Annotated in this window: 19 protein-coding genes; 13 read left to right on the forward strand and 6 right to left on the reverse strand. The window is 71.5% G+C overall.

What is annotated here, in order from left to right; genetic code table 11:
* Positions 1-57: 57 nt before the first annotated feature.
* The 4 genes from AB0J21_RS16770 to AB0J21_RS16785 all read left to right on the forward strand — a co-directional run bounded on the left by AB0J21_RS16770 (position 58) and on the right by AB0J21_RS16785 (position 3896).
* Entirely contained in the window at positions 58-1236 is a 1179-nt protein-coding gene (locus tag AB0J21_RS16770; RefSeq protein WP_363146696.1) for an FUSC family protein, read from the forward strand.
* A 121-nt stretch (positions 1237-1357) separates the two neighbouring features.
* Positions 1358-2533: an ABC transporter ATP-binding protein gene (locus AB0J21_RS16775; protein WP_363146697.1), complete on the forward strand. Its 1176-nt coding sequence runs from the start codon at positions 1358-1360 to the stop codon at positions 2531-2533.
* Complete coding sequence (locus AB0J21_RS16780; protein WP_363146698.1) at positions 2530-3234, forward strand: ABC transporter permease subunit; 705 nt, start codon at positions 2530-2532, stop codon at positions 3232-3234. Before AB0J21_RS16775 ends, AB0J21_RS16780 begins: the two co-directional genes overlap by 4 nt.
* Positions 3231-3896 carry an ABC transporter permease gene (locus AB0J21_RS16785; protein WP_363146699.1) on the forward strand — a complete coding sequence of 222 codons (666 nt, stop codon included), beginning with the start codon at positions 3231-3233 and terminating at the stop codon, positions 3894-3896. Before AB0J21_RS16780 ends, AB0J21_RS16785 begins: the two co-directional genes overlap by 4 nt.
* Positions 3897-3965: 69 nt before the next feature.
* Here the strand turns inward: AB0J21_RS16785 and AB0J21_RS16790 are convergent, their stop codons facing one another.
* The 4 genes from AB0J21_RS16790 to AB0J21_RS16805 all read right to left on the reverse strand — a co-directional run bounded on the left by AB0J21_RS16790 (position 3966) and on the right by AB0J21_RS16805 (position 8027).
* Positions 3966-4526 (reverse strand): ATP/GTP-binding protein, encoded by a 561-nt coding sequence (locus tag AB0J21_RS16790; RefSeq protein ID WP_363146740.1) that lies wholly within the window; start codon positions 4524-4526, stop codon positions 3966-3968.
* A gap of 61 nt (positions 4527-4587) precedes the next feature.
* Positions 4588-5001 carry a DUF742 domain-containing protein gene (locus AB0J21_RS16795; protein WP_363146700.1) on the reverse strand — a complete coding sequence of 138 codons (414 nt, stop codon included), beginning with the start codon at positions 4999-5001 and terminating at the stop codon, positions 4588-4590.
* A gap of 40 nt (positions 5002-5041) precedes the next feature.
* Positions 5042-5509 (reverse strand): roadblock/LC7 domain-containing protein, encoded by a 468-nt coding sequence (locus AB0J21_RS16800; RefSeq protein WP_363146702.1) that lies wholly within the window; start codon positions 5507-5509, stop codon positions 5042-5044.
* Positions 5460-8027: a sensor histidine kinase gene (locus tag AB0J21_RS16805; RefSeq protein ID WP_363146703.1), complete on the reverse strand. Its 2568-nt coding sequence runs from the start codon at positions 8025-8027 to the stop codon at positions 5460-5462. Before AB0J21_RS16805 ends, AB0J21_RS16800 begins: the two co-directional genes overlap by 50 nt.
* 378 nt (positions 8028-8405) lie before the next feature.
* On the opposite strand from AB0J21_RS16805, the gene AB0J21_RS16810 reads away from it, so the two are divergent.
* The 5 genes from AB0J21_RS16810 (at position 8406) to AB0J21_RS16830 (ending at position 13708) form a co-directional block, all read left to right on the forward strand.
* Positions 8406-9356, forward strand: a complete 951-nt coding sequence (locus AB0J21_RS16810; protein ID WP_363146704.1) for an ABC transporter substrate-binding protein — start codon at positions 8406-8408, stop codon at positions 9354-9356.
* A 111-nt stretch (positions 9357-9467) separates the two neighbouring features.
* Positions 9468-10982, forward strand: a complete 1515-nt coding sequence (locus tag AB0J21_RS16815) for an aromatic amino acid ammonia-lyase (protein ID WP_363146705.1) — start codon at positions 9468-9470, stop codon at positions 10980-10982.
* 176 nt (positions 10983-11158) lie between these two features.
* Positions 11159-12013: a metallophosphoesterase gene (locus AB0J21_RS16820; protein ID WP_363146706.1), complete on the forward strand. Its 855-nt coding sequence runs from the start codon at positions 11159-11161 to the stop codon at positions 12011-12013.
* Entirely contained in the window at positions 12010-12687 is a 678-nt protein-coding gene (locus AB0J21_RS16825) for a 4'-phosphopantetheinyl transferase superfamily protein (RefSeq protein ID WP_363146707.1), read from the forward strand. The genes AB0J21_RS16820 and AB0J21_RS16825 overlap by 4 nt, the downstream gene beginning before the upstream one ends.
* Before the next feature lie 217 nt (positions 12688-12904).
* Positions 12905-13708 (forward strand): alpha/beta fold hydrolase, encoded by an 804-nt coding sequence (locus tag AB0J21_RS16830; RefSeq protein ID WP_363146708.1) that lies wholly within the window; start codon positions 12905-12907, stop codon positions 13706-13708.
* Between the two features lie 49 nt (positions 13709-13757).
* Here the strand turns inward: AB0J21_RS16830 and AB0J21_RS16835 are convergent, their stop codons facing one another.
* The gene (locus tag AB0J21_RS16835) at positions 13758-15362 is read right to left on the reverse strand and encodes a long-chain fatty acid--CoA ligase (RefSeq protein WP_363146709.1); all 1605 of its coding nucleotides are present in this window, start codon (positions 15360-15362) and stop codon (positions 13758-13760) included.
* A complete protein-coding gene (locus tag AB0J21_RS16840) occupies positions 15359-16903 on the reverse strand; it encodes a fatty acid--CoA ligase family protein (protein ID WP_363146710.1) in 1545 nt (514 codons plus the stop codon). Before AB0J21_RS16840 ends, AB0J21_RS16835 begins: the two co-directional genes overlap by 4 nt.
* A gap of 367 nt (positions 16904-17270) precedes the next feature.
* Here AB0J21_RS16840 and hemA point away from each other — a divergent pair, with 367 nt between their 5' ends.
* From hemA to AB0J21_RS16860, 4 genes are all read left to right on the forward strand, one after another.
* Positions 17271-18497: a 5-aminolevulinate synthase gene (hemA, locus tag AB0J21_RS16845; protein WP_363146711.1), complete on the forward strand. Its 1227-nt coding sequence runs from the start codon at positions 17271-17273 to the stop codon at positions 18495-18497.
* Between the two features lie 254 nt (positions 18498-18751).
* The gene (locus AB0J21_RS16850; protein ID WP_363146712.1) at positions 18752-19690 is read left to right on the forward strand and encodes an ACP S-malonyltransferase; all 939 of its coding nucleotides are present in this window, start codon (positions 18752-18754) and stop codon (positions 19688-19690) included.
* 4 nt (positions 19691-19694) lie between these two features.
* On the forward strand, positions 19695-20762 hold the full coding sequence (locus AB0J21_RS16855; protein WP_363146713.1) for an arylcarboxylate reductase: 1068 nt from the start codon (positions 19695-19697) through the stop codon (positions 20760-20762).
* Positions 20763-21078: 316 nt separating this feature from the next.
* Positions 21079-25770 (forward strand): beta-ketoacyl synthase N-terminal-like domain-containing protein (locus AB0J21_RS16860; protein ID WP_363146714.1); only part of this gene is annotated, 4692 nt, incomplete at its 3' end.

Raw genomic sequence — 25770 nt, forward strand, 5'->3', positions numbered from 1 at the left:
GGCGGATGTCGGCGTCGCCGCGCCTGGGCGCGGCCCTGAGGTGGAGGACGGGACCGGGTGACAGTCAGGGAAGAGGCGGCGGCCGCCGCGGGCCGGGTGCGCTGGGAGACGGCGGCCGTGGGGCGCACCGCGCGCAACGCCGTCCGCTACTCGGGCCCCGAACGCGACACCATGGTGCAGTCGCTGAAGGCGGCCGGGGCCGCGATCGCCGCCTGGGCGCTGGTCGGCTGGTGGCTGAAGGCGCCGCAGGCCCTGCTCGCCCCGTGGACCGCGCTCGCCCTGGTCGACGCGACGGTCTACCGCTCGCTGCGCTCCGGCCTCCAGCAGTTCGCCGTCATCCTGCTGGGCACGCTGGCGGCGGCGGCCGCGCTGTCCCTCACGGGCGAGAACACCCTCGGGTCCATGGCCCTCGTCCTGCCGCCACTGGTCCTGATCGGCACCTACCGCCGTCTGGGCACCCAGGGGATCTACGGGGCGACGACCGCCCTGTTCGTGATCACCTACAGCTCGAACGACTCCTCGCAGATCGGGAACCGGCTCCTGGAGACCGCGGTCGGCGCGGCCATCGGCATCGCCGTCAACGCGCTCATCCTGCCGCCCGTGCACCTGCGCAGCGTGCGCGACCAGCTCCAGCGGCTGCCCCGGGAGAGCGCCGACCTCCTGCACGCCGTCGCCGGGGGCGTCCGGGAGGGATGGTCGCAGGCCGACGCGGAGGGCTGGCACGACCGGGCGCGCAGACTGGAGACGATCCTGTCGGCCGTCGAGGAGGCCCGCCGTCGCAGCGCCGAGAGCACCCGGCTCAACCCGGCCCGCAAGCTGCGACGCCTCGAAACGCTCCAGCCGCCGCCGGCCGCCGAGGACCGGTGGAGTTCCGTCGCCGACCACCTGCGTGCGATCACCCGCACCCTGGTGGCCGTGGCGGGCGAGGACAGCCCGCTCACCCCGCCCGGGGAGGTCTTCTTCGCCCGCTACGCCGACCTGGCCGACGGACTCGCGGACCTGTGCACCGCCGAGGCGCGGGAGTTGGGCGCGCTGGGGAAGCCGGGCGAGGACGCGGGCCAGGAGGAGGAGACACGCGAGGAGACCGCGCGGCAGGTCCGCGAGGCGTACCAGGGGGTCGCCGAGTCCTTCCGCGGCCAGAGCGGCACGGCCGCCGCGGTGGGCGGTGGACTCCTCGTCGAGACCCGGCAGTTGCTCAGCGCCCTCGCGGGGGAGGGCTCGCAGGGGACGGAGTAGCGCCGGCGCGGCCTCTCGCGGGTGGCGGTCCGGCCCGCCGGGCCCCGACGAGGGCGCGATACGGTAGGCCCGGGCGTCCGGGAAGGCCGGAACTGGACCACGCCGAAGGGTACTTGACACCTTGATAAGCATTGAAGCGGTGACAAAGCGGTATGCCGACGGCGCGGTCGCTGTGGACCGGTTGTCGATGGAGATACCGGATGGTTCGATCACCGTGCTGGTGGGACCGTCGGGCTGCGGCAAGACGACGACGCTGCGGATGATCAACCGGATGATCGAGCCGAGCGAGGGACGCGTCCTGCTCGACGGGCACGACATCCGCCAGCAGCCGGTCAACGCGCTGCGTCGTTCGATGGGTTACGTCATCCAGAACGCCGGGCTCTTCCAGCACCGCACCATCCTGGACAACATCGCCACCGTGCCGCGCATGCTCGGCTGGGGCAAGGAACGCGCGCGGGAGCGGGCGACGGAGCTGATGGGCCGGGTGGGGCTCGACCCCGGCATGGCCAAGCGCTACCCCTACCAGCTCTCCGGCGGCCAGCAGCAGCGGGTCGGAGTGGCCAGGGCTCTCGCGGCGGACCCGCCGGTCCTGCTGATGGACGAGCCGTTCTCGGCGGTCGACCCCGTGGTGCGTAAAGGGCTGCAAGACGAACTGCTGCGCATTCAGCAGGAGTTGGGCAAGACGATCGTCTTCGTCACCCATGACATCGATGAGGCCATCAAGATCGGCGACCGCATCGCCGTGATGCGCACCGGCGGAAGGATCGCCCAACTGGCGCCCCCCGGCGAACTGCTCTCCGCGCCCGCGGACGCCTTCGTCGAGGACTTCCTCGGCAACGACCGCGGCGTGCGGCGCCTGTCCTTCTTCAGCTCGACGGGACTGGAGCTCGCGTCCGCTCCCACGGTGGTCCAGGGCGCCGAAGCGTCGGCCCGGACCACCGCCGAGGACCCGGACCCGTCCGCCGGGACGCCGGCCCGGCGCGCCACCGTCCCGTACCTGCTGGTCACCGACGCGGCGGGCCGGCCGCTCGGCTGGACCGACCCGGCGGCCCCGCGGACCGGCCCCGACGGACTGATCCCGTGCGGCAGGCCCTTCTCGGTCCACCAGGACTCGCTGCGGGCCGCGCTGGACGGCGCGGTGCTGTCCCCGACCGGCTGGGCCGTCGCCGTGGACACGGCGGGCCGGGTCGTCGGCGTCGCCTCGCAGGAGATGATCGCCGCGGCCATCCGTGCCGCGCACGCCGGGCACGAGGGTGCGGCGGCGACGTCCGGGCGGCCCGTGGCGGCCGGCCGATGAGCAGCTTCTTCGACGTGCCGAGCGACCTCCAGCACAGCTACGCGGGCCTCGTGGCCCGGCACCTGGAGGAGGCGCTGATCCCGGTGGCCGCGGGCCTGGTACTGGCCCTGCTGATCGGCCAGTTGTGCGTGCGGTACGCCTGGGTCTACCCGCCGGTGCTGTGGGGCACCACGATCTTCTACGCGATCCCCTCGCTGGCGATCTTCGTCATCCTCATCGACTACACGGGGCAGAGCCAGATCACCGTGATGATCCCGCTGACCCTCTACAGCCTGGTGGTCCTCGTCCCCGCCATCGTCGACGGCGTCCGCGCGGTGCCCGAGGAGACGCAGGCGGCGGCCACCGCCATGGGCTTCGGTCCGTGGCGCCGCTATCTGCGGGTCGAACTGCCCATCGCCGTCCCGGCGATCTTCGCGGGGCTGCGCGGCGCCACCGTCGCGAGCATCAGCCTGGTCAGCGTGGGGGCGCTGATCGGCAACCAGGGGGCGCTCGGCAACCTGCTGGCCGACGCGATGTTCTACCACCGGCCCATGCTGGCCGTCAGTTCCGTGGTCACCACGGCCGTGCTCGCGATCGCCGCCGACCTCCTGCTGCTCCTGCTGCGGAACGTACTGACCCCGTGGCTGCCGCGCGGCAGGACCACGGCCCCCGCCGCCGAGGCGGCGGCGGACGCCCGGCCCGCACTGGAGAGTGCCCGGTGAACATCGTCCACTTCATCACCGCGTTCTTCGGCGACGGCGCCCACTGGCACGGCTACGACGGCGTCCCGCGCCGGGTGGGGGAACACATCGACTACTCGCTGATCGCGCTGGGCATCGCCGCCGGGATCGGGCTGCCGGTCGGGCTGATCACCGGTCACACCGGCCGGGGCGGCAACGTGCTCGCGGTCATCTCCGTCGCCGCGCGGGCGCTGCCCAGTTTCGGCCTGCTGGTGCTGATGTTCGTCGCGATCGGCATCGGGCTGACCCCCGTGATGATCCCGCTCGTGGTGCTGGCGATCCCGCCGATCCTGGTGACCACGTACGAGGCCGTACGCAGCGTCGACCCGGCACCCGTCGACGCGGCGCGCGGCATGGGCATGCACCCGGTGAGTGTGCTGCTGCGGGTCGAACTCCCGGCGGCGCTGCCGCTCGTCCTCAGCGGCCTGCGGTCCGCGGCGATCCAGATCATCTCGACGGCCACCATCGCCGCCTACGTGAGTCTCGGCGGGCTCGGCCGGTTCATCGTGGACGGCCTCTACCAGCGCGACTACGAGAAGGTCGTGGGCGGGGCCACCCTCGTCGCGCTGCTCGCCCTGGTCTCCCTGGCGATCTTCTGGCTGGCCGGGCGGCTGGCCGTCTCCCCGGGCGTCCGCCGACGCTGACCTCCGCCCCAGGGCCGCTAGTACGTCAGGCCCCCGGCGCGTCCGGGTGCCTGACGTACGAGCGGCCGTTCACCCGCCGTCCTCGGGGCCGGCACGGTGGCGGGGCGCCACCGCACCGGCCAGCGCGACCTTCAGGACCGTCAGCAGGGCGTCGCGCACCGAACCCCGCTCCCGGGCGTCGAAGGCGAACAGCGGCACCCGCGCCTCGACGTCCAGCGCCCAGCGCACCTCGTCCAGCGAGTGGCTGGTCCTGCCCTCGAAGGTGTTCACCCCGACGGCGAACGGGATGCCCCGCGCCTCGAAGTAGTCGACGGCCACGTAGCAGTCGTCCAGCCTGCGGGTGTCGACGATCACCAGCGCGCCCAGGGCGCCCTCCACGAGGTCGTCCCACATGAACTTGAAGCGGTCCTGGCCCGGGGTGCCGAACAGGTACAGCTTCAGCGTCGGGTCGATGGTGATGCAGCCGAAGTCCATGGCGACCGTGGTGGTCGTCTTGCGCGGTGTATGGGCGAGATCGTCCACACCGGCCGAGACCGAGGTGATCGACGCCTCGGTGGTCAGCGGCGTGATCTCGGAGATCGAGGCGACCGTGGTGGTCTTGCCCACTCCGAAGCCGCCCGCGATCACCATCTTCACGGGCAGCGGCGGCTGGACGGCCGGCCGGGCGGCTGTGGCCCCGGCGCCCGACGGGTCATGCCTCTGGGGAGTCGGGGATGGCGAGTAGCCCATCGATAACCCTTTGCAGAATCGAGGGGTCCCGGGCGGTTCCGGTACCCGGCTCGTACACGGCCAGATGTCCTCTGACCCGGAGGTCTTCGGCCAGAACGCGGACCACGTTGAGGTGGAGGTGGAGGTGGGCCGCGATCTCGGCTAGGGACTGCGGCTGCCGGCAGACGGAGACGATGGCCAGCGGTTCGAAGGAGAGGGTGCCGAGCATGGCGAGGGCCTGCGCCGTGGCCACCACCTGGGTCTCCACGGGCAGCGCGCTGCTCGCGTCGGCCACCCTGCCCGCCGTCAGCAGGAAGGGGCGGATCGCCGGGGCACGGGTGACCGGCCCGGTCCGCTCGTCCCCGGTCTCGTCGGCTGCGGGTTCACCGGCCGGCATGGCGGTACGCCCTCCTCGCTCCCTGGTTTCCTGCGCCGGCTCATCCCGCCGGCGCCGAGGTGACCTGCTTCTGCAACTCGACGATCAGCTCCGGGCTGATCACCGCTCCGGCCCGCTCGGTGAAGAGCGTCATCTCGTAGGCGACGTCGGCCAGTTTGGCCTCCGTGGAGGCGACGACGCCGAGCACGGCGCCGCTGCCCAGCGCCGTCACCAGCAGCCGTCCGCCCTGGTAGTCCATGATGATCCGGCCCAGATCGCCGAGCCCGTAGTTGGCGCTGGCCCCGGCCGCGAGGCTGAGCATGCCCGAGATCACCGCCCCCAGCCGCTCGGAGTCGTCGTGGCCGTCCGGCCGGGACACGGCGATGAGCAGGCCGTCGGAGGAGACGGCGATGGCGTCCACGACCCCCGCCGATTCGGTGGCGAAGCGTTCGAGGAGCCAGGTGAATCTCGCCGCGGATTCACCGAGCCCGTCGGCTGCCGCCGGGTTCGTGGTGCGGTCGTCCGTCATTGCCAGATCCTTCCGGGGTGAGCGGTGCCCGAGGCACCGCGACTGTCGTGTCGCGCGTGGAGTCCTGTCGCGCCCGCTCCGTCGCGGCCTCGAAGTCCTCCAGTTCGCTGCGCACCCGGGCCGCGTCGACCGGGTCGCGCCGCTCGAAGACGGCGGCGGCCGGCCGCTCCGCGGCCGGGGCCAGGGTCGCCCCGCGCACCCGTCGCCGCAGCGGCCGGGGACCGTCGTCCGGGCCCCGGCCGCCGCGCGCCTCGTCGGGGTCTTCCGGGTCCTGCCGTGCGTGGTCGTGCCGCGGGTCGTCCTCGGACCCCCGGGGCGCCGGGGCGGCGCCGGGAGTCGTGGAGGCCGCCCCGGGGGCACCCACGCCCGCGGTCTCCTCTCCGCCACGGCGCGAGACCCGCTTGGGCAGACCGCTCTCGTGCGGCGTCGCCGCGACCAGGGCCGGCCGGGGAAGCCCGGAAGGACCGGCGGTGGCGGCAGCGACGGGCGCGGGAGGCGGACCGGCCGGTGCGGGGACGGCCGCGGCGGGCAGGAGCAGTCCGGAGGGGATCGTGACGGTACTGGTGAGGCCCTCGCCCGGGGTGCGGCTGAGGACGACCCCGATGCCGAAACGGCGGGCGATCCGGCCCACGACGAACAGCCCGAGCACGTTGGTCGGCGCGAGGTCGAGCCGTTCCCTGCTGAGCAGCCGGGCGTTCTCCTCGACGAGCTGCTCGGCGGGCATGCCGAGCCCGTGGTCGATGATCTCGATGACGGCGCCCTCGGCCGGCGGCCGCACCTGTACGGCGACGTCGACCGTGGTGTGCGCCGGGGAGAAGTACACGGCGTTCTGCAGGAGTTCGGCCAGCATCAGCGTCAGGTCGCCGACGGCGGCCGGTACGACGGCCACCTCGGCCGCAGGGCGCAGCGTGACCCGCTCGTACCCCTCGATGGTGCTCTGCGCCGCCCGCAGCACGTCGGCGAGGCCGGTGGGCCCCTGCGCGTCGACGTCCGCCGCCGTCCCGCGCCTGCTCGCGATCACCTGGAGGCTCTCGGCGTTGCGGCGCAGCCGGGTGGCGATGTTGTCGATCCGGTAGAGCGGGCGCAGGAGTTCGGGGGAGGTCTGCGACCTCTCCAGGCCCTCGATCAGGTCGAGCTGACGCGAGGCCAGGTTGCTGACCCGGTGGCCGATGTTGCCGAACATCTTCTCCACGTTGCCGCGTACGACGATCTGCCGCTCCAGCAGCGCCGAGGCGGCGGACTGCACCTGGTTGAACGTCTCGGCGAGCCGGCCGATCTCGTCGCGTACGGGGACCGGGATCTCGCGCAGGCTCGGCGGCCGGGTCTCGGCCGACTCGTCGTCGGCGACCCGGGCCAGTTCCCGGCCGGTCGCGTCGGCGACCTGCTGGGCCGCCGCGGTCAGCACCCGGACGGGGCGGGCGACCGAGCGGCGGACCAGGAACGAGAAGAGCAGCCACAGGGCGAGCGCCAGCACGGCCGCCACCAGCAGGAGGACGGTGCGCCGCCACGCCTCGCCGGAGGCGTCGTCGGCCTGGGCCGCGATCCGGTCGATGAGGGTGTGGGTGATCCGCAGCCGGTCCTCGGCCTGCCGCGCGAACTGCGGCTCCGCCCTCAGCGCCGCGTCGATCGAGGCCCGCAACTGCCGCGTACCACTGGACTGGAGCGCACTGGGGTCGACGCGCAGCGCGTTGAACCGGTCCTCGATGGTCCGCTGCTGCGAGCTGCGCTCGACGCCGTCCACCAGGGCGCCCTCGTCCTGCGAGGACAGCGACTTGAAGAGTTCGGACCGGTCCTCGAACCTGCGGTGGTCCCCGACCGCGCGCAGGAACTCGTTGAGCGCGTTGGCGTCGCCGCTCTGCGCGCCGAACACGGCTGTCTCGAAAGCCGCGTGGGCCGCGTCGGCGCCGAGCAGCGCCTCCAGCCTGCTGCCCGCCGAGCCGTGCGCCGAGGTGCCGGAACCGGTGAGCCCGAGGCCGTCGATCAGCTGGTCGCCCAGGGCGATGTAGGTGGGGTCGATGTTGTCGGCGGGCAGGAACTGCGCGCCGATCATCTGCCGCAGATCGTCCAGCCCGCCGACCGTGTCGATGGCGTCGGCCTCGGCGGCCGGCAGCCGGGAGCCGAACGTGGCCCGCACCGCGCGTACTTGGGCGTCGGTCTTGCGCTGCGCCGCGACGTAGGCGCGTTTCGACGGCTTGGCGGCAGCGCCCGTCTGCGCCGCCTGGTGGTGCACGGAGAGCAGCAGGGCCTGGCGGTGCTCGCTCTGCAGATCGTCGATGAGGGTCGCGACGCTCTCGCTGTCCCGCACGAGCGTGGCGGTGTCGGCGGCGTCACGCGCCTGCGTCAGCTCGTCGCTCACGACGTAGGCGAGCATCGCGGCGATGACCACGACCGGTACCAGGACGAGGAGATGGAGCTTGCGGCCGAACGGCCACCGCTCCAGCAGCGTGCCGATCCGGCGGCCCGCTTCGCGCGGCGAGGTGGACGGCCGACCGGAAGCTCCCCCTTCGTGCGAGGACACCTGGCCTCCTTGGCTGGGATGCGAACGGTGTAACACCTGTGAAATACGGGACTGTTGGGGCCGGTGTGCGCACCGACAACGAGGGGGACCCTACCGTGGCCGCCCCGTGCGGTTCGGCCAACCCCCGGCAGAAAGAGATCAGTTAACGACCAAAATGAAGTCATACCTCTCATGCGCTGGCACGGGCGGTCGTGATTCGAAGCCAATCGGTGATCAGGCTGCTCTTGACGATGAGCGAGGGAGATCGCTTGGATCGTCGGGAGCGGCCTCCGAGTGCCGCAGGGCGGGGCGGGGGAAGCACCATTCCGGCCCGATCGCCGTGCGCGTGGGGCCCGTTAGCCATCTCTCCGTCATCGCTGAGCACCAGGATCGGGAAAAGTGACTGATACCGCGAACAGGTTCCGGCGCCGCACCGTCGTCGTCGCCCTTGCCTCCCTCACGGCCGGTGGACTGCTGGTGGGGTGTGGCTCCTCCGACGACTCGGGAAGCGACCCGCTCAAGCCCGCCGCCGCGGGCAAGGGCAAGGTCGTCATGGGCTCCAACAACTTCCCCGAGAGCATCCTGCTCGCCGACATCTACGGCGAGGCGCTCAAGGCCAAGGGGATCGACGTCACGTACAAGCACAACATCGGCAGCCGCGAGACCACGTACGGCATGCTCAAGAACGGCTCGGTGACGGCCATCCCGGAGTACAACGGCGCGCTCCTGGCCTATCTCGACTCCAAGGCCGTCCCGACGTCGGTGGAGGACACGAACAAGGAGATCACCGCCAAGCTGCCCGCGGCGCTGGCCATCCTCAAGTCGTCCACCGCCGAGAACAAGGACGCCGTCGCGGTCAACGCGGAGACGGCGAAGAAGTACAAGCTCACCACCGACTCCACGATCGAGGACCTGGCCGGTATCGCCCCGCAGCTGGTCATCGGCGGCTCGCCGGAGTTCCAGTCCAGGCACCAGGGGCTGTCCGGCCTCAAGTCGGTCTACAACCTGAGCTTCAAGTCGTTCAAGGGCCTGGACGCCGGTGGCGCGCTGACGGTCGCCGCCCTGAAGAAGAACAACATCCAGGCCGCCGACGTCTTCACCACGGACCCCTCGATCCAGAAGGAGAAGTTCGTCGTCCTCAAGGACACGAAGCGGCTCTTCTCCTTCGAGAACGTGACCCCGCTGATCCGCAAGGACAAGCTGTCGAAGAAGGGGCAGGACGTCCTCGACACCGTGTCGGGCAAGCTCGACACCGACGAACTGCGCGAGCTGGACGCCAAGGTGCAGTACGAGCACGCGGACGCGCTCGCCGTCGCGCAGGGCTGGCTCAAGGACAAGGGCCTGAGCTGACCGGGCCCACCACGGTCGCGGCGGCCGCGACAGAGCAGGCGGGGACCGCAGGACCGGTACGGCCGGCGAGCAGGGCAGGAGTCACCAGGTGCGGAGAAGGGGCGTTTCGTGATGTCGGCACCGCCCATGGACGACACCCTCGTGCTTCTCGACGGGCTGAGGCTGGACACGGACACCGTAGTCCGCATCGCCGAAGGAACAGCCCGCCCCGTCCTCGACCCTGAGGCGCTCGCCCGGGTCGAGGACGCCAGGGACACCGCCCGCACCCTGACGGCGACCGGCCGGGTCTACGGCAGGACCACAGGAGTCGGGGCCAACCGCAGCATGGGGGTGGCCCCCGAGCACTCCCCGGGGCACGACCTGCGCCTGCTGCGCAGCCACGCCGGGGGGATCGGGGCCCCGCTGGCGGCCCGCGAGGTACGGGCGATGCTGGCCGTACGGGTCAACCAGGTGCTGGCCGCCGGCTCCGGACTGCGGCCCGCCCTCGTCCAGGCCCTCGCCGACGCCCTGACCACGGGCGTCCACCCCGTGGTCAACGAGTTCGGGGCCGTCGGCACCGGGGACCTCACGGCGCTGGCCCAGACCGGCCTCGCCCTGATCGGCGAGCACCCCTGGCAGGGCGGCCCGGCGCCCGCACCGGTGGCCCTGGAGCAGGGCGACGCGCTGGCCCTGATGAGCAGCAACGCCCTCACGCTCGGCCAGGCCGCGCTCGTCGGCCACGACCTCGACCGGCTCGTGCGGACGTCCCAGGTGGTCACCGCCCTGTCGCTGGCCGCCGCCGAGGGCTCCCTGGAGGCCTACGCCGCCCCCGTCCACGCGGCCCGCCCGCACCCCGGCGTCGTCCAGGTCGCCACCGAGATACGACGCCAGCTCGGCGCCCCCGACCGACCCGGCCGCCCCGAGGGCCTCATCCAGCACCCGTACGGATTCCGCTGCTTCCCGCAACTGCACGGTCCCGCGCTGGAAGCGGCGGTGTCCCTCCTGCGGGTCCTGGCCGTCGACATCAACGCCGCCGCGGAGAATCCGCTGATCAGCGCGTCCGGACCGGACGAAGGACCGGCCGCCTACCACCACGGCGGCTTCTTCGCGGCGCCGCTGGGCCTCGCACTCGATCACCTGTGCCTCGCCGTCCTCGGCACCGCGCGGCTCAGCGTCGCCCGGCTCAGCGCCCTCGGCGATCCGGCGATCACCGGGCTGCCCCGCTTCCTCGCCGCCGACCCCGCGGCCGACTCCGGCACGATGATCCTTGAGTACAGCGCCAACTCGGCTCTGGCCGAACTGCGCGCGGCGGCCTCCTCGCCCGCTTCGAGCGGCCACACCGTGCTCTCCCGGGGCGTCGAGGAGGCCGCGAGTTTCGCCTCGCAGGCCGTCCGCCAGACCCGCCGCGCGGCCGAGGCCTACCGGCTCGTCCTCGCCTGCGAACTCGTCGTCGCGGTCCGCGCCCTGCGGCTGCGCCCGGCCCCGCCCGACCCGGCCCTCCCCGCCGGCCGCGCCTTCCGGCTCGCCGACGCCGCCCTGGACCCGGAGACGGCGGACCGGCCGCTGAGCGGCGACGTCGCGAGAGCCGCGCAGCTGCTGGACTCCCTTGAGGAGCTGTCACCCCCGGCGCCGGGCTTCTGCGCGTGAGGCAGCACCGCCGTCATCGCCTCGACTGACGCGCGCCGACGGGCCCGCCGAGTACCGCCTCTCTCGCCGCGACGGAGGAGGGGCAGTACCAACTGGCTTACGGGACAACCTCGTACAGAGCCCCACAGAACCGAAAGAGGGGGGTCAGGAGTGACCGGAATCTGTAGCATGACGCTGTGACTGGTGCTCAAGCCCCCGGTCGTCTGCTGGCAGTCAGTGACCTGCACGCGGCCGTGGGAGAAAACAAGCAGCTCGTCGAGGACCTCCGCCCCGACGGGCCACAGGACTGGCTCGTCGTGGCAGGCGATGTGGCGGAGATCGCCTCGGACATCGAGAAGACCCTGGCCCTGCTGGCCGACCGCTTCGCCCAGGTGGTGTGGACGCCCGGAAACCACGAGTTGTGGACCCACCCCTCCGACCCGCTGACGCTGCGCGGTGAGGAGCGGTACCGGTACCTGGTCGAGATGTGCAGGGGCCTCGGCGTCCTCACCCCTGAGGACCCGTACCCGGTCTTCCGGGGCGAGGGCGGACCGTGCACCGTCGCCCCGCTGTTCCTGCTCTACGACTACTCCTGGCTGCCGGACGGAGCGACGTCCAAGGCGGCCGGCCTGGAGATCGCCGACGCCAAGGGCATCGCGTTCACCGACGAGTACCTGCTGCATCCCGACCCCTACCCCAGCCGGGAGGCGTGGTGCGCGGCCCGGGTCGCCGCCACCGAACGCCGCCTCGCCGCAGTCGACCCCGCCCTCCCGCTGGTCCTGGTGAACCACTATCCGCTGGTACGGGAACCCACCCGCGTCCTGCACCACCCCCACCTGGCGATGTGGTGCGGCACCCGCCGCACCGAGGACTGGCACCGCCGCTTCCCCGTCTCCTGCGTCCTCTACGGCCACCTGCACATCCCGCGCCGCACCGTCCACGACGGCGTGCCCTTCCACGAGGTCTCCGTGGGCTACCCGCGGGAGTGGCGCCGGCACGGCCATCCCCGGGGGATCCTGCGCAGGATCGACCCCCGGAAGGACGCCCGGTGAGCCCGGGGACCTCCACCCTCCTGACCTCGCTGCTGCCGCCGCAGGCCCGGAGCGCCGAGGCATTCGAGGACACCGCCGAAGTCTTCCTCCACCCCGAGGAACAGGCGGTGATAGCCAAGGCCGTGGACAAGCGGCGCCGGGAGTTCACGACCGTCCGGCACTGCGCCCGGCAGGCCCTCTCGGCGCTGGGCCGGCCGGCCGGACCCCTGGTCCCCGGCCTCCGTGGCGCACCGGTGTGGCCCCGCGGCGTCGTCGGGTCCATGACCCACTGCGAGGGATACCGCGCCTGTGCCGTCGCCCCCGGGGCCGAGGTCGTCTCCCTGGGCATCGACGCGGAGCCGCACGCACCCCTGCCCGAAGGGGTCCTCGACGCGATCGCCCGGCCGCGCGAACAGCGCCAAGTGGCGGAGCTGACACGCCACTTCCCGGCTCCGGCCTGGGACCGCCTGCTGTTCAGCGCGAAGGAGTCCGTCTACAAGACCTGGTTCCCGCTCACCGGACAGCCCCTGGATTTCCAGGAGGCCGAGCTGGACCTCGACCCGGAGCGGCGCACCTTCCACGCCCGGCTCCTGTCGAAGGGACACGACCACGAGGGCCGGCTCCTGGAGACCTTCGAGGGCCGCTGGCGGATCGAGCGCGGACTGATCGTGACCGCCATCGCCCACCAGCCCTGACCACGTCCACCCGCCGGGCCCCGGGGACGGTCAACAGCGCTCCGCCCGAGGGGAACCAGGCGCGCCGCGGCCCGCCCCGGCTCGATGGGGGCGGAGTTCCCGCGCTCGTGCCCGTCCCGCGGACACCTTGATCATCGCGCGTTGATCCGCAAGGGTTGACGCCTGTGCGCGTCCCCCGGCCGCGCGCGCCCGCCAGGCAACAGAAGGGACGAGACACATGGCTGACACGCAGGAACTGAGGCAACGCTGGATACGGGGGTTCCATCCCTCGCCGGACAGCGAGGTCACCGTGGTGTGTTTCCCGCACGCGGGCGGCTCGGCCAGCTACTTCCTGCCCCTGTCCGCCCGGCTCGCCCCTCGGGTCGAGGTGCTGGCGCTGCAGTATCCGGGCCGGCAGGACCGTAGGTCCGAGCCGGCGCTCACCAGCGTCGAAGCCCTGGTGCGGGAGATCTCCGGGGTCCTGCGGGACGAGCCCGAACGTCCCCTGGTGTTCTTCGGCCACAGCATGGGCGGCACCCTCGCCTTCGAGACCGCCCGGCGGATGGAGCGCGAGCTCGACGGCCGGCTGCTCGGACTGATCGTCTCCGGCCGCCGCGCACCGGGCGCGGTCCGCCACGAGAGCGTGCACCTCCGGGACGACGCGGGCATCATCGCCGAAGTCCGCAAACTGCAGGGCACCGCCTCCGCACTGCTGGACGACGAGGACGTCGTGCGGATGATCGTGCCCACTCTGCGCGCCGACTACGCGGTCGTGGAGAACTACGTCCACCGGCCGGGACCGGCGCTGAACCTCCCCCTGCACGTCTACACCGGCGACGCCGACCCGCAGGTACGTGGGGACGAGGCCCGGGGGTGGGCCGAGCACACCCGCGCCGGCTTCAGGCTGCGGACCTTCCCCGGAGGGCACTTCTACCTGGCCGAACAGCAGGACCAGGTGATCGCCGCGCTCCGCGAGGACCTCGCGGTGTTCCGGGAGCGGTCCCGCACCGGCGCGAGCGCGCCCGGCATCGGCCGGGACTGATCCGCTCCGGCACGCTCCGGGCCCCGCCTCACGGCGGGGCCCGCAGGGGTCAGCCGCGGTGCGCTCCCGAGGACGGCGGGCCGCCGCCCTCACCCTGCGGGGCGGACCGCCCGGGGCTCCGCTCACCGAAGCGCGCGGTCAGCTCCCGCTTCAGCACCTTCCCGCTGGGGCCCAGGGGGAAGGCGTCGACGAACTCGACGAGCCGCGGGTACTTGTGCCGGGCCATCCGCTCCCTGCTCCAGGCCACGATGTCCTCGGCGAGCCGGCTTCCCGCGGGCGTGCCGGCCCGTGTCCGCACCACGGCGCACACCTCCTCGCCGTACTTCTCGTCGGGGAGCCCGATCACGGCTACCTCGGCGATGGCGGGGTGGCGCATCAGTACGTCCTCGACCTCTCGCGGATAGACGTTGTAGCCGCCTCGCAGCACCATGTCCTTCTTGCGGTCGACGAGGGTCAGGTAGCCCTCGGCGTCCTTGACCCCCAGATCGCCCGAGCGGAACCAGCCGTCGACCAGCACGGCCGCGGTGGCTTCCGGCCGGTTGAGGTAGCCGGCCATCACGTTGTGGCCCCGCACGACGATCTCGCCCACCTCGCCGGCCGGCAGCAGGTCGACGCGGTCCTCCACGTCGGCCGCGGCGATCTCCGCCTCGACCCCCCAGATGGGGCGCCCCACGGTCCCCGGCCGGGGCGGCCAGGCCTTCTGGTTGTACGCCACGACCGGCGAGGTCTCGGTGAGCCCGTACCCCTCGTAGATGGGACAGCCGAAGGCGGCCTCGAAGTCCTCCAGCACCTTGACCGGCAGCGCGGAACCGCCCGAGAAGGCACGGTCCAGGGGCGGGCGGCGGGCATCCCGCGCGGCGACGTCGAGCAGGGCGAGGTACATGGTCGGGACGCCCATGAACACCGTGCACCCCTCGGTGACCATGAGGTCGAGCGCCGCGGGCCCGTCGAACCGGTCCATCAGGACCAGGGTGCCGCCGGCCAGGAAGCACGCGCTCATCCCGCAGGTCTGGCCGAAGGTGTGGAACAGCGGCAGACAGCCGAGCAGCACGTCCTGCGGGCCGAGGTCGAACGGTGAGCGCATGGTGGTGCTGACGTTCATCACCAGGTTCAGGTGGGTGATCATCGCGCCCTTGGGCGTACCGGTGGTGCCCGAGGTGTAGAGCACCAGTGCCAGGTCCCCGGCCGCGCGCGGCACCAGAGCGTCGACGGGCCGCGCCCCCTCGGCGAGGGCGTCGAGACGTGGCGGACCGCTTCCCTCCCCGGCCATGACGGTGAGCAGGGGAACCCCGGCCACCTCCGCCGCCTTGGCGCCCTCCACCAGCATCGGGGCCGCGCACACCAGGACCCTCGCCTCGGAGTCGCGCAGTACGTGGACGATCTCGTCGGCGCGCAGCAGCCCGTGCACCGGGACCGCCACGGCCCCGAGCGCCAGCACACCGTAGTAGACCATCGGGAAGTGCGGCGTGTTGGGCAGGAGCAGCGCGACGCGGTCACCGGGACGTACACCGTGCTCCCGCAGCACGGCCGCGTACCGCCGGGTGGCCTCCCAGAGTCCGGCGTACGTGATCCGCCGGGAGCCGAAGACGAGCGCCGGGTGGCCGGGGCGCCGCACAGCGGACTCGGCGAGTACGGACGCCGCCGAGAGCGTCATGCCGTGCGGGCCCGCGGGGCGGCCAGCGCTTGCTTGTCCGGCTTGCCGGCTCCGGTGAGGGGCAGTGAGTCGTGGAACGTGACGAGGGCGGGCACGTGCTTGGGCGACAACTGCGCCGAGACGTGACCGACGAGTGCCGCGGAGTCGGCGGTGCCGCCCGGCCGCAGCACGACGGCCGCATGTACGTGTTCCACCCGGTCGTCGTCCACCACGCAGTACACCGCGGCCTGGGCGATCTCCGGGTGGGACAGCAGCGCGTTCTCGACATCCACGGGATAGACCTTGATCCCGTTGGTCTTCATCACCTCGCTCGTCCGGCCGTGCAGGCGCAGCAGCCCCTGCTCGTCGACGGAGCCGAGGTCGCCGGTGCGCACCCAGCCGTCACGGACGGTACGGGCGGTCAGTTCCGGGTCTCCCCAGTAGCCGAGCATGTTGAACGGGGAGCGGACGCAGACCTCGCCGACCTCACCGGGCGCGAGGTCGTGGTGGTCGTGCGGGTCGCGGATACGGACCTCGGCGGTCAGGCGGCCGACGGTCGCGCGCAGTCCGGGATCGAAGTGGTCCGGCGGGATCAGCACGCTGATGCCGCTGGTCTCGGTGGTCCCGTAGAACTGCAGGAGCACCGGCCCGAACACCTCGACCGCCTCGGCGAGCCGGGCCGGGGAGGCGGAGCAACCGCCGTACGAGATGATCCTGATGCCGGACAGGTCGGTGGTGGAGATGTCCGGGTGGTCGACCAGCATGTACAGCTGCGGCGGGGTCAGGGTCAGTGCGGAGACCCGGTGGCGCCCCAGCGCCCGCAGCACCTCGCCCGGCTCGAACCCGTCGTGCAGGATGACCGTGCCACCGGAGGCGAGGGCGAGGTCGGCGCCCGAACCGTTGGAGTGGCTCACCGGCAGGGTCGACAGGTACACGATGGGTTCGGGCGACTGGAGGCCCGCCGCGAGATAGAGACTGCGGACGCGGTAGGGCAGGACGACCCCCTTGGGGGTGCCGCTCGTGCCGCTCGTGTAGAGCACCACGGCCGGCTGCTCGGGATCGGCTTCGACGGTGCCCAGATCGATGGCGTCCGGGTCCCCCGCCGACAGGTCCAGGACGTCGGGGGCGAGGGCCCCGAGCGCGGCGAGCCTCGGCGGGTCGGTCAGCCGGTCGCACAACTCGCGGGCCGCGTCGAGGTTCTCCTTGTCGACCGCGAGGAAGGCGGCCCCGGTGCCGGAGAGGATCTCGTGGCGGGCGGCGGCGGCCAACTGGTCGGTGGGATCGACCGCGTTGGTCGAGTGCAGGTGCACCACGGGCGCGCCGACGAGGTTGGCCGCGTAGCGGAGCACGATGGTGGCCGGGCTGTTGGTGACGGTCAGCACCGCCACAGTCGGGGCCTCGCCCTCCGTGAAGTGCCGGCGCAGGAGTTCCGCCGCCGCGCGAACGGTCCTGGAGAACTGGCCGGCGGTGAGTTCCTCACCCTCCCGCCACAGGGCGATCCGGTCGGGATCGGCGGCCAGTGCCTCCAGGACCCGGCGGGCGTAATTCTCGTTCGCGGACACCGAAACTCCGTTTCGCCGGTTGCATTCTCCGGACCAGAGGATTGCATGATCACCACGGCCTGACAACAGTGGACGCCGCGTGATCACCGAGCGCGCAATAAGCGGAGGTCGTTATTCCTCCGGGACGAAAGCCTTTTTCTTGTACGTCGGTTGAACACCGACAAGGAACGATGATATACAGTCGCTACTTCCCCGAGCCTCCTCGAATCGGCGACGGCGAACCGCGAATCCGCGCACGATTTCGCTGGTGACGCCCGCGCGAAAGCGGCCGGAAAGAGCCGCCGTCGCCCCGCGGCCTCACTCGGTTCCACGCAGTCTCCTGCAGTTGCTCGTGGCCTCAAACAGCCCAAAAGTGAAGCGAGTAGACGTGACGACCCAATACCTGGACCTTTTTTCGCGCCTCGTCGAAGGCTCTGACGGCGGAAAGAGGGAGTTCCTGGAGATCGGACGGCTCGCAGGGAAGTTCCCCGCGGCCAGCGTGAGCGCAGGCACGGACGCGGGCAGCATCAGCGTCTGGTGCAGCAATGACTACCTCGGCATGGGTCAGCACCCCGCGGTGCTCCAGGCGATGAAGACGGCCGTCGACAAGTACGGCGCGGGCTCCGGTGGTTCACGCAACATCGGCGGCACCAACCACTACCACGTGCTGCTGGAGAAGGAGCTGGCGGCGCTGCACGGCAAGGACGACGCCCTGCTCTTCACCTCGGGCTACACCGCCAACGACGGCGCGCTGTCCGTCATCGCCGGCCGCATGGAGGGGTGTCTCGTCTTCTCCGACGCCCTCAACCACGCCTCCATCATCGACGGCCTGCGTCACAGCGGAGCCCAGAAGCGCATCTTCCGGCACAACGACACCGCCCACCTCGAAGAGCTCCTGGCGGCCGCGGACCCGGACGCCCCGAAGCTCGTCGTGGCCGAGTCGGTGTACTCGATGAACGGTGACATCGCGCCGCTCGCCGAACTCGCCGACCTCGCGAAACGCTACGGGGCGATGACCTACCTCGACGAGGTGCACGCGGTGGGCATGTACGGGCCCGAAGGGGCCGGTATCGCCGCACGGGAGGGCCTGGCCGAGGAGTTCACGGTCATCATGGGCACCCTGGCCAAGGGCTACGGCACCACCGGTGGCTACATCGCGGGGCCCACCGAGGTGATCGAGGCCGTCCGCATGTTCGCCCGTTCGTTCATCTTCACCACCGCTCTGCCGCCGGCGGTCGCGGCAGGCGCCCTCGCCGCCGTACGGCATCTGCGCTCGGCCGAGGACGAACGCGAACGTCTGTGGAAAAGCGCTTCGTTGATGCACCAACTGCTGAAAGAGCGATGCATACCCTTCATTTCGGACCTGACCCACATCGTCTCCGTCCTCGTGCGGGACGAGGCGCTGTGCAAGCACATGTCCGCGCGGCTCCTCGACGATCACGGGATCTACGTGCAGGCGATCAACGCGCCGAGCGTGCGGGTCGGCGAGGAGATCCTCCGGGTCGCCCCCGGTGCCGTGCACAGCGCCGAGGAGGTGCGGGGATTCGTCGACGCCCTGGACCGGGTGTGGGAGGAGTCGGGAGCGGCGCGGGTCCCCGAGGCCGCACAGGGCTGATCCGCGGGCAGCGCAACTACCCGCCTGGGCACAGTAGTTGCGCATGCCTCGCTGGGCTGCGGCAATATTTCCTTGACACGAGATCACGTACGGGGGTTGGATGAAATAACCGAACAGCTAAGCGACCTCCGGGCGGAGGGAGACGCTACGAGGGAGCTGGATCGACAATCACCGCAATGCGGTGTTGCTCTGCCCGACGGGGAGAGCGGGAACGGGGGTTCTGGGTGACGCTTGCGTATGTTCTCGACGGCGGCATGAATGACCAACCAGGAGCCGGTGCCGAGCTTTACGAGCTATTCCCGAGCGTGCAGCGCAGTTATACGCGAATAGCCGAGTGGACCGGTATAGAAGTCCCTCGCATATTCAACGAGCAGAGACAGCCGGGACAGGAACACCGCCAGGGAGTCGGCGCCATTCGTCAGGCGGCAGCCATTCTTGGGATCTCCGACGTACTCGCCGAGGAATACGGAATAGTCCCCGGCTCCACGTGCGGCCTCAGTTTCGGCGCACTGGTCGCGGCCTGCCTCGCGGGCGCTGTGGAACGCGAGGAACTCTTCACACTCCTGATGCGCCTGCGCGACGTTCCCGCCCCCGCCGCCAGCACTCCGCGTCAAGCCGTCGCCATGGTGAGAATTCCCTTCGACACCGACCCGGCGACCCTGGTCGCCGACGTCAGCGACGTCCACCTCTCGGCCGACCTCGGCCGTGTGGGCACGGGCAGCGAACGCATGGTCCTGCTGGGCGGATACCGGACCTCCCTCGACGAGTTCGGCGCGACTCTGCCACCGGGTGCCCTGCACGTCTCCGAGGAACACGGCGCGGCCTTCCACTCGCCGCTGCAACAACACGTCACGGACTTCCTCGAACCCGTCCTGGAGAGCATGACCTTCCAGGACCCCCGTGTACCCGTCCACTCCTGTATGGAGCGCCGGACGCTCACCACGGCGGACGAGATCCGCGACCTGTTCCGCCGCAACCCGACCGACCCGGTGAGCGTGCCGCACATGATCGGCGGACTGGAGGACGCCGGCACCCAGCTCGGGCTGGTTCTCGGCCCCGCGGCCTTCGGCACCTTCCAGAACGCCGACTTCCCGGTGGTTCACGTCGAAAGCCCCGACCACGTCTTCGAGGCGATGACCGCGGTCTACGACTTCGGCATCGAACTGCCCACCGACGACGCGCTGGCGGGGTGACGTGATGACGCACGAGACCGCCCTCGTCGAGGCATGGCTGGCCGAGGACATCGACGCGTGGACACGCCGCGTCGTACGCCGCCACTTCGACCCCGACACGGGCAGCCCCTACTGGCTCAAGCGAGCCACCGAACTCGCGCTCGACCCGCGGGACATCACCCGGTACACCGACCTGACGGCCTTCGGCCCGATGCCGCTGGGCGAGCTGCGCACGCTCGACCCGGCCGAGCTGGTACCCCAGGCCGTGCCCCGGCCCCTGACCGGCCGGGTCTGGGACTCCGGCGGCACCACCGGCAGCCCGTGCCGCGTCTACTACACCGAGCCGATGCTCGTGCAGCGCGCCGCCTGGCGGCGCTGGGTCCTCGAACGCGAGGGCTTCGAGCGGGGCCGCTGCTGGCTCCAGGCCACACCCACCGGCCCGCACCTCATCGGTCACGGCGCCGTGGACCTGGCCCAGCTCTACGACGGGCGCGTCTACGGCATCGACTTCGACCCCCGCTGGGTCAAGCGGCTCCTGCGCAACGGCAGGCTGAAGGAGGCCCAGGAGTACACGGCCCACCTGGTCGACCAGATGTCCGCCGTGCTGGAAAGCCAGCCCGTCGACTACCTCGTCACCACTCCGGCGCTCCTACAGGCCCTCGTCAAGGCCAGACCGGACCTGGTGGCGAGACTGCGCGGAGCAAGACTCAGCGGCACCCACGCCACCCCCGCCATGTGGCGCTCCTTCCGCAAGGCGCTCGGCGGTGGCCCGGTCGTCGTCACCTACGCCAACACCTTCGGCAACACCGTGGGACTGCCCGTGGAGGCCGAGGGCGCCCTGATGCCCTACCTGCCCAACTACCCGCAGGTGACCATGGCTGTGGTCGACAAGGACGACTGGTCCAAGGTGGTGGCGTACGGCGAACACGGCCAGGTCCGGCTGACCGTCCTGCACGAGGACCTCTTCCTGCCGAACGTCCTCGAACGCGATCTCGCCGTGCGGTACGACACCGGCGAGGACTGGCCGTGCGACGGCGTCGCCAACGTCCGGCCGCTACAGGTCGTACGAGCGGCTCCTGAGGGCATCTACTAAGCCGGCCCGGTCCGGACCACACGGCCCACGCGGGCTCGACGGCCGACGCAAGCACCCAGCGGTTCCCTCACGGGCCCGCCGGTCGTCACCGTCTCCCGCCCACCACCACTCCATCCCCTTCACGGGGCGCAACGGCGCGCCTCGCCACAGTGGAGTACGCCTCACAGGTCGGCGACCGTGTCGCCCTACGCCGACCGGGCACCGTGAGGTGCCCCCCCCGTACGTCGGAATCACACCATCATCACGCCTGGCGGAGCCGGGAGCGCGTCCTGCCGCGCCCGGCACCTCCACGTCCTGGTCCCAGGGAGTCACGCTCATGAAGGGTTCCGAAGCCGCCTCCGCGCACACGGCGGACACCTCGATCGCAGTGGTCGGAGTCTCTTGCCGCCTCCCTGGGGCACCCGACCCCGCGGCCTTCCGGGACCTGCTCCGCAACGGCCTCGACGCCATCACCGAGGTGCCGGACGAGCGCTGGAACACGGGCGACCCGCACGACGGTGGTGACACCTCGGGGCCGGGCACCGTCACCCCCCGGCGCGGGGGCTTCCTCGAACAGAGGCAGGTGGACCACTTCGACGCCGGCTTCTTCGGCATCTCTCCCCGCGAGGCCGCCGCGATGGACCCGCAGCAGCGTCTCGTACTGGAACTGGCCTGGGAGGCCCTGGAGGACGCGGGCATCGTCGCCGACCGGCTCCGGGGCAGCTCGGCGGGCGTGTACATCGGGGTCATCGCCGACGACTACGCCACCCTGCAACGCCGGCGGGGCCTTGAGGCCATCGACCGGCACAGTTTCACCGGACTGCACCGCAGCATCATCGCCAACCGGGTCTCCTACCACCTCGGACTGCGCGGCCCCAGCCTGACCCTGGACGCGGGCCAGGCATCGTCCCTGGTGGCCGTGCACCTGGCCTGCGAGAGCCTGCGCCGGGGCGAGAGCACGCTCGCCGTCGCGGGTGGTGTCAACCTCGTACTGGCACCCGAGAGCAGCGTCAGCGTCGCCAGGTTCGGTGGACTGTCCCCCGACGGCCTCAGCTACACCTTCGACGCGCGGGCCAACGGTTACGTCCGGGGGGAGGGCGGCGGCGCCGTCGTCCTGAAGCCCCTGCCGGCCGCCCTCGCCGACGGCGATCCCGTGTACTGCGTCATCCGCGGCAGCGCCGTCAACAACGACGGCGGGGGAGCCCACCTCACGTCGCCTCATCAGGCGGCACAGGAGGAGGTCCTGCGGCACGCCTACCGGCAGGCCGGAGTGGACCCGGCCCGGGTCCAGTACGTCGAACTGCACGGAACGGGCACGAAGGCCGGAGATCCGGTGGAGGCCGCCGCGCTCGGCGCGGTCCTCGGCTCGGCCCGGCGGCACACCGGCGCGCCCCTCCTGGTCGGCTCGGCCAAGACCAACGTCGGCCACCTGGAGGGGGCCGCGGGCATCGTCGGCCTCATCAAGACGGCCCTCGGCATGAAGCACGGCGAACTCTTCCCCAGCCTCAACCACCAAACCCCCCACCCCGACATCCCGCTGGACGCCCTGAACCTGCGGGTCCAGACCGACACCCGGCCCTGGACCCCCGACCCGGACACGAACGCACCGCTCACCGCCGGAGTCAGCGCCTTCGGCGTGGGCGGGACGAACTGCCACGTCGTCCTCTCCGGAGCACCTGCCCCGGTCGTCGACGCGGATGCCGACACGGGGGCCGGTACGGGTTCGGAAGGTGTGTCCTCGCGGGTGGTGGCGTCGTCGGCGCTGGTTCCGTGGGTGGTGTCGGGCAAGTCCCCGGCGGCGTTGCGGGCACAGGCCGACCGGTTGCGGACGTTCGTGGGCGCCCTCGGGCAGCTCGGGGTCGCGGACGTGGCGTCCTCGCTGGTGACGACCCGTTCGGTCTTCGAGCATCGCGCGGTGGTGCTGGCAGGGGACCGCGAGGGACTGGTCGCCGGCCTCGGTGCGCTGGCCGAGGGCGGCGTATCGCAGGACGTGGTGCGGGGCGATGCGGTCGGTGCGGACGGTCGTGTGGTGTTGGTGTTCCCGGGTCAGGGTTCGCAGTGGCTGGGTATGGCCGCGAAGTTGTTGGATTCGTCCCCGGTGTTCGCTGCTCGGGTGGCGGAGTGTGGTGCGGCGTTGGTTCCGTTCGTGGACTGGTCGTTGACCGAGATTCTGCGTGATGCCTCTGGTGATGATGCCTGGCTGGGTCAGGTGGATGTGGTGCAGCCGGTGTTGTGGGCTGTGATGGTGTCGTTGGCCGAGGTGTGGCGGTCGGTGGGTGTGGTGCCGGCTGCGGTGGTGGGTCATTCGCAGGGTGAGATCGCGGCTGCGTGTGTGGCGGGTGCTCTGTCGTTGGAGGACGGGGCGCGGGTGGTGGCGCTGCGGAGTAGGGCGCTGCGCGTTCTGTCCGGGCGTGGCGGCATGGTGTCGGTCTCGCTGGGTGCGGACGTGATCGGTGACCTGCTCGCCCGGTGGGAGGGCCGGCTGTCGCTGGCTGCGGTGAACGGCCCTGGCATGGTGGTGGTGTCGGGTGACGCGGATGCCCTGGACGAGTTGCTGTCCGTCTGTGAGGCGGACGGGATCAGGGCGCGGCGGGTGGCGGTGGACTACGCCTCGCACTGCGCGCACGTGGAGGAGATCGAGGCAGTTCTGGCGCGGGAGTTGGCGGGTGTCGCGCCGCGTTCGGCGTCGGTGCCGTTCTATTCGACGGTGACTGGTGGGGTGCTGGACACTGCCGGTCTGGATGCCGGTTACTGGTATCGGAATCTGCGGCAGACGGTGCGTTTCGCGGAGACGGTGGACGCGCTGCTGGCTGATGGTTTCCGGTTGTTCGTGGAGTCCAGTGCCCATCCGGTGTTGACGATGGGGGTCGAGCAGACCGCCGAGGCGCATGAGGTCGCGGTGACGGCGGTGGGTTCTCTGCGGCGGGGCGAGGGCGGCGTGGAGCGCTTCCTCACCTCGGCCGCCGAGGCTTTCGTCGGTGGCGCGTCCGTGGACTGGGCCACCGTGTTCGAGGGGACGGGTGCGCGCCGCGTCGAGCTGCCCACGTACGCCTTCCAGCGCGACCGCTACTGGCTGGACACGGTGGCCGATACGCGGAAGCAGCAGCCCGGACGTGAGCCGGTTGCCCTCTCCGCGCCCCCGTCGCGCACGATGACTCCGCGCGACGAGACGGACCAGGCGGCCGCTCTCATGGAACTCGTTCGCGCGCAGGTCGCCGCCACGCTGGGCTACGACGGGCCGGGCGCCGTCGACCCCGAGCGTACGTTCAAGGAACTCGGGTTCGACTCGCTGGGTGCCGTCGAGTTCCGGAACCACCTGAACTCCGCCCTGGGTTTGCGGCTCCAGACCACCCTGCTGTTCGACTACCCCACGCCGGCTGCACTCGTGCGCCATCTGCGGACGGCGCTCTCCGGCGAGCAGCGTCCGGACGACACCCCGGCGCCGGCCGTCATGCCGTCCGACGAGCCCATCGCGATCGTGGGCATGAGCTGCCGACTCCCGGGCGGTGTACGGTCGCCGGAGGAGTTCTGGCAGCTCCTCGCCTCGGAGGGCGACGCGATCGGCGCCTTCCCGGCCGACCGCGGCTGGGACCTGACCGGCCTTTACTCACCGGAGCCCGCCAGGCCGGGCAGGACCTACGCCCGCGAGGGCGGATTCCTCTACGACGCGGCCGAGTTCGACCCCGCGTTCTTCGGTATCGCGCCGCGTGAGGCGCTGGCGATGGACCCGCAGCAGCGGCTGCTCCTGGAGACCTCCTGGGAGACTTTCGAGCGTGCCGGTATCGATCCCGCGTCGGTACGGGGCAGCCGGACCGGCGTCTTCACCGGTGCGATGGCGCAGGATTACGGGCCGCGGATGCACGATGCCTCGGACGGGCTTCAGGGTTACCTCCTCACTGGCAGCAGCATCAGCGCAGCCTCGGGCCGTATCTCCTACACGTTCGGTTTCGAGGGTCCCGCGGTAACGGTGGACACGGCGTGTTCGTCCTCGCTGGTGGCGCTGCACCTGGCCGCCCAGTCGCTGCGGCAGGGCGAGTGCTCCCTGGCCCTGGCCGGTGGCGTGACAGTGATGGCCACACCCGGCATCTTCGTGGAGTTCAGCCGGCAGCAGGGCGTCGCGTCGGACGGACGCTGCAAGCCGTTCGCGGCTGCCGCGGACGGCACCGGCTGGGCCGAGGGCGTCGGCATGTTGTTGCTGGAGCGGTTGTCGGATGCCCGGCGTCATGGGCATCGGGTGTTGGCGGTGGTGCGGGGTTCGGCGGTCAATCAGGACGGTGCGAGTAATGGTCTGACGGCGCCGAACGGTCCTTCGCAGCAGCGGGTGATTCGGGCGGCGTTGGAGAGCGCCGGGGTCGCGGCGGCTGAGGTGGACGCGGTCGAGGCGCACGGTACGGGTACGCGGTTGGGTGACCCGATCGAGGCGCAGGCGTTGCTGGCCACCTATGGGCAGGACCGGCCGGGGGACCGGCCGTTGTGGCTGGGTTCGGTGAAGTCGAACATCGGGCACACCCAGGCCGCTGCCGGGGTCGCCGGGATCATCAAGATGGTGCTGGCGATGCGGCACGGCGTACTGCCGCGCACCCTGCACGTCGATGAGCCGTCTTCGCATGTGGACTGGTCCGAGGGCGCCGTCGAACTGCTCACCGAGAGCACGCCGTGGCCCGAGAACGGCCGTCCTCGTCGGGCGGGTGTGTCGTCGTTCGGTATCAGTGGGACGAACGCGCATGTGGTGCTGGAGCAGGTGCTTGAGGTTCCTGACACAGCAAAGGTCGCAGGGCAGCCGGGTTCGGGTTCGGTTCCGGTGTCGTCGTTGTCGGTGGTGCCGTGGGTGGTGTCGGGTCGGTCCGGGGCGGCTTTGGAGGCGCAGGCGGGTCGGCTGGCGTCGTTCGTGGCGGAGCGGCCGGGCTTGTCGCCGGTGGATGTCGGGTCTGCTCTGGTGTCCGGTCGGTCGGTGTTTGAGCATCGTGCTGTGGTGCTGGCGGGTGATGTTGCTGGTTTCGGGGCTGGGTTGTCCGCTGTGGTGGCGGGT

The organism is Streptomyces sp. NPDC049954 (genome assembly GCF_040656295.1).
Taxonomy (GTDB): domain Bacteria; phylum Actinomycetota; class Actinomycetes; order Streptomycetales; family Streptomycetaceae; genus Streptomyces.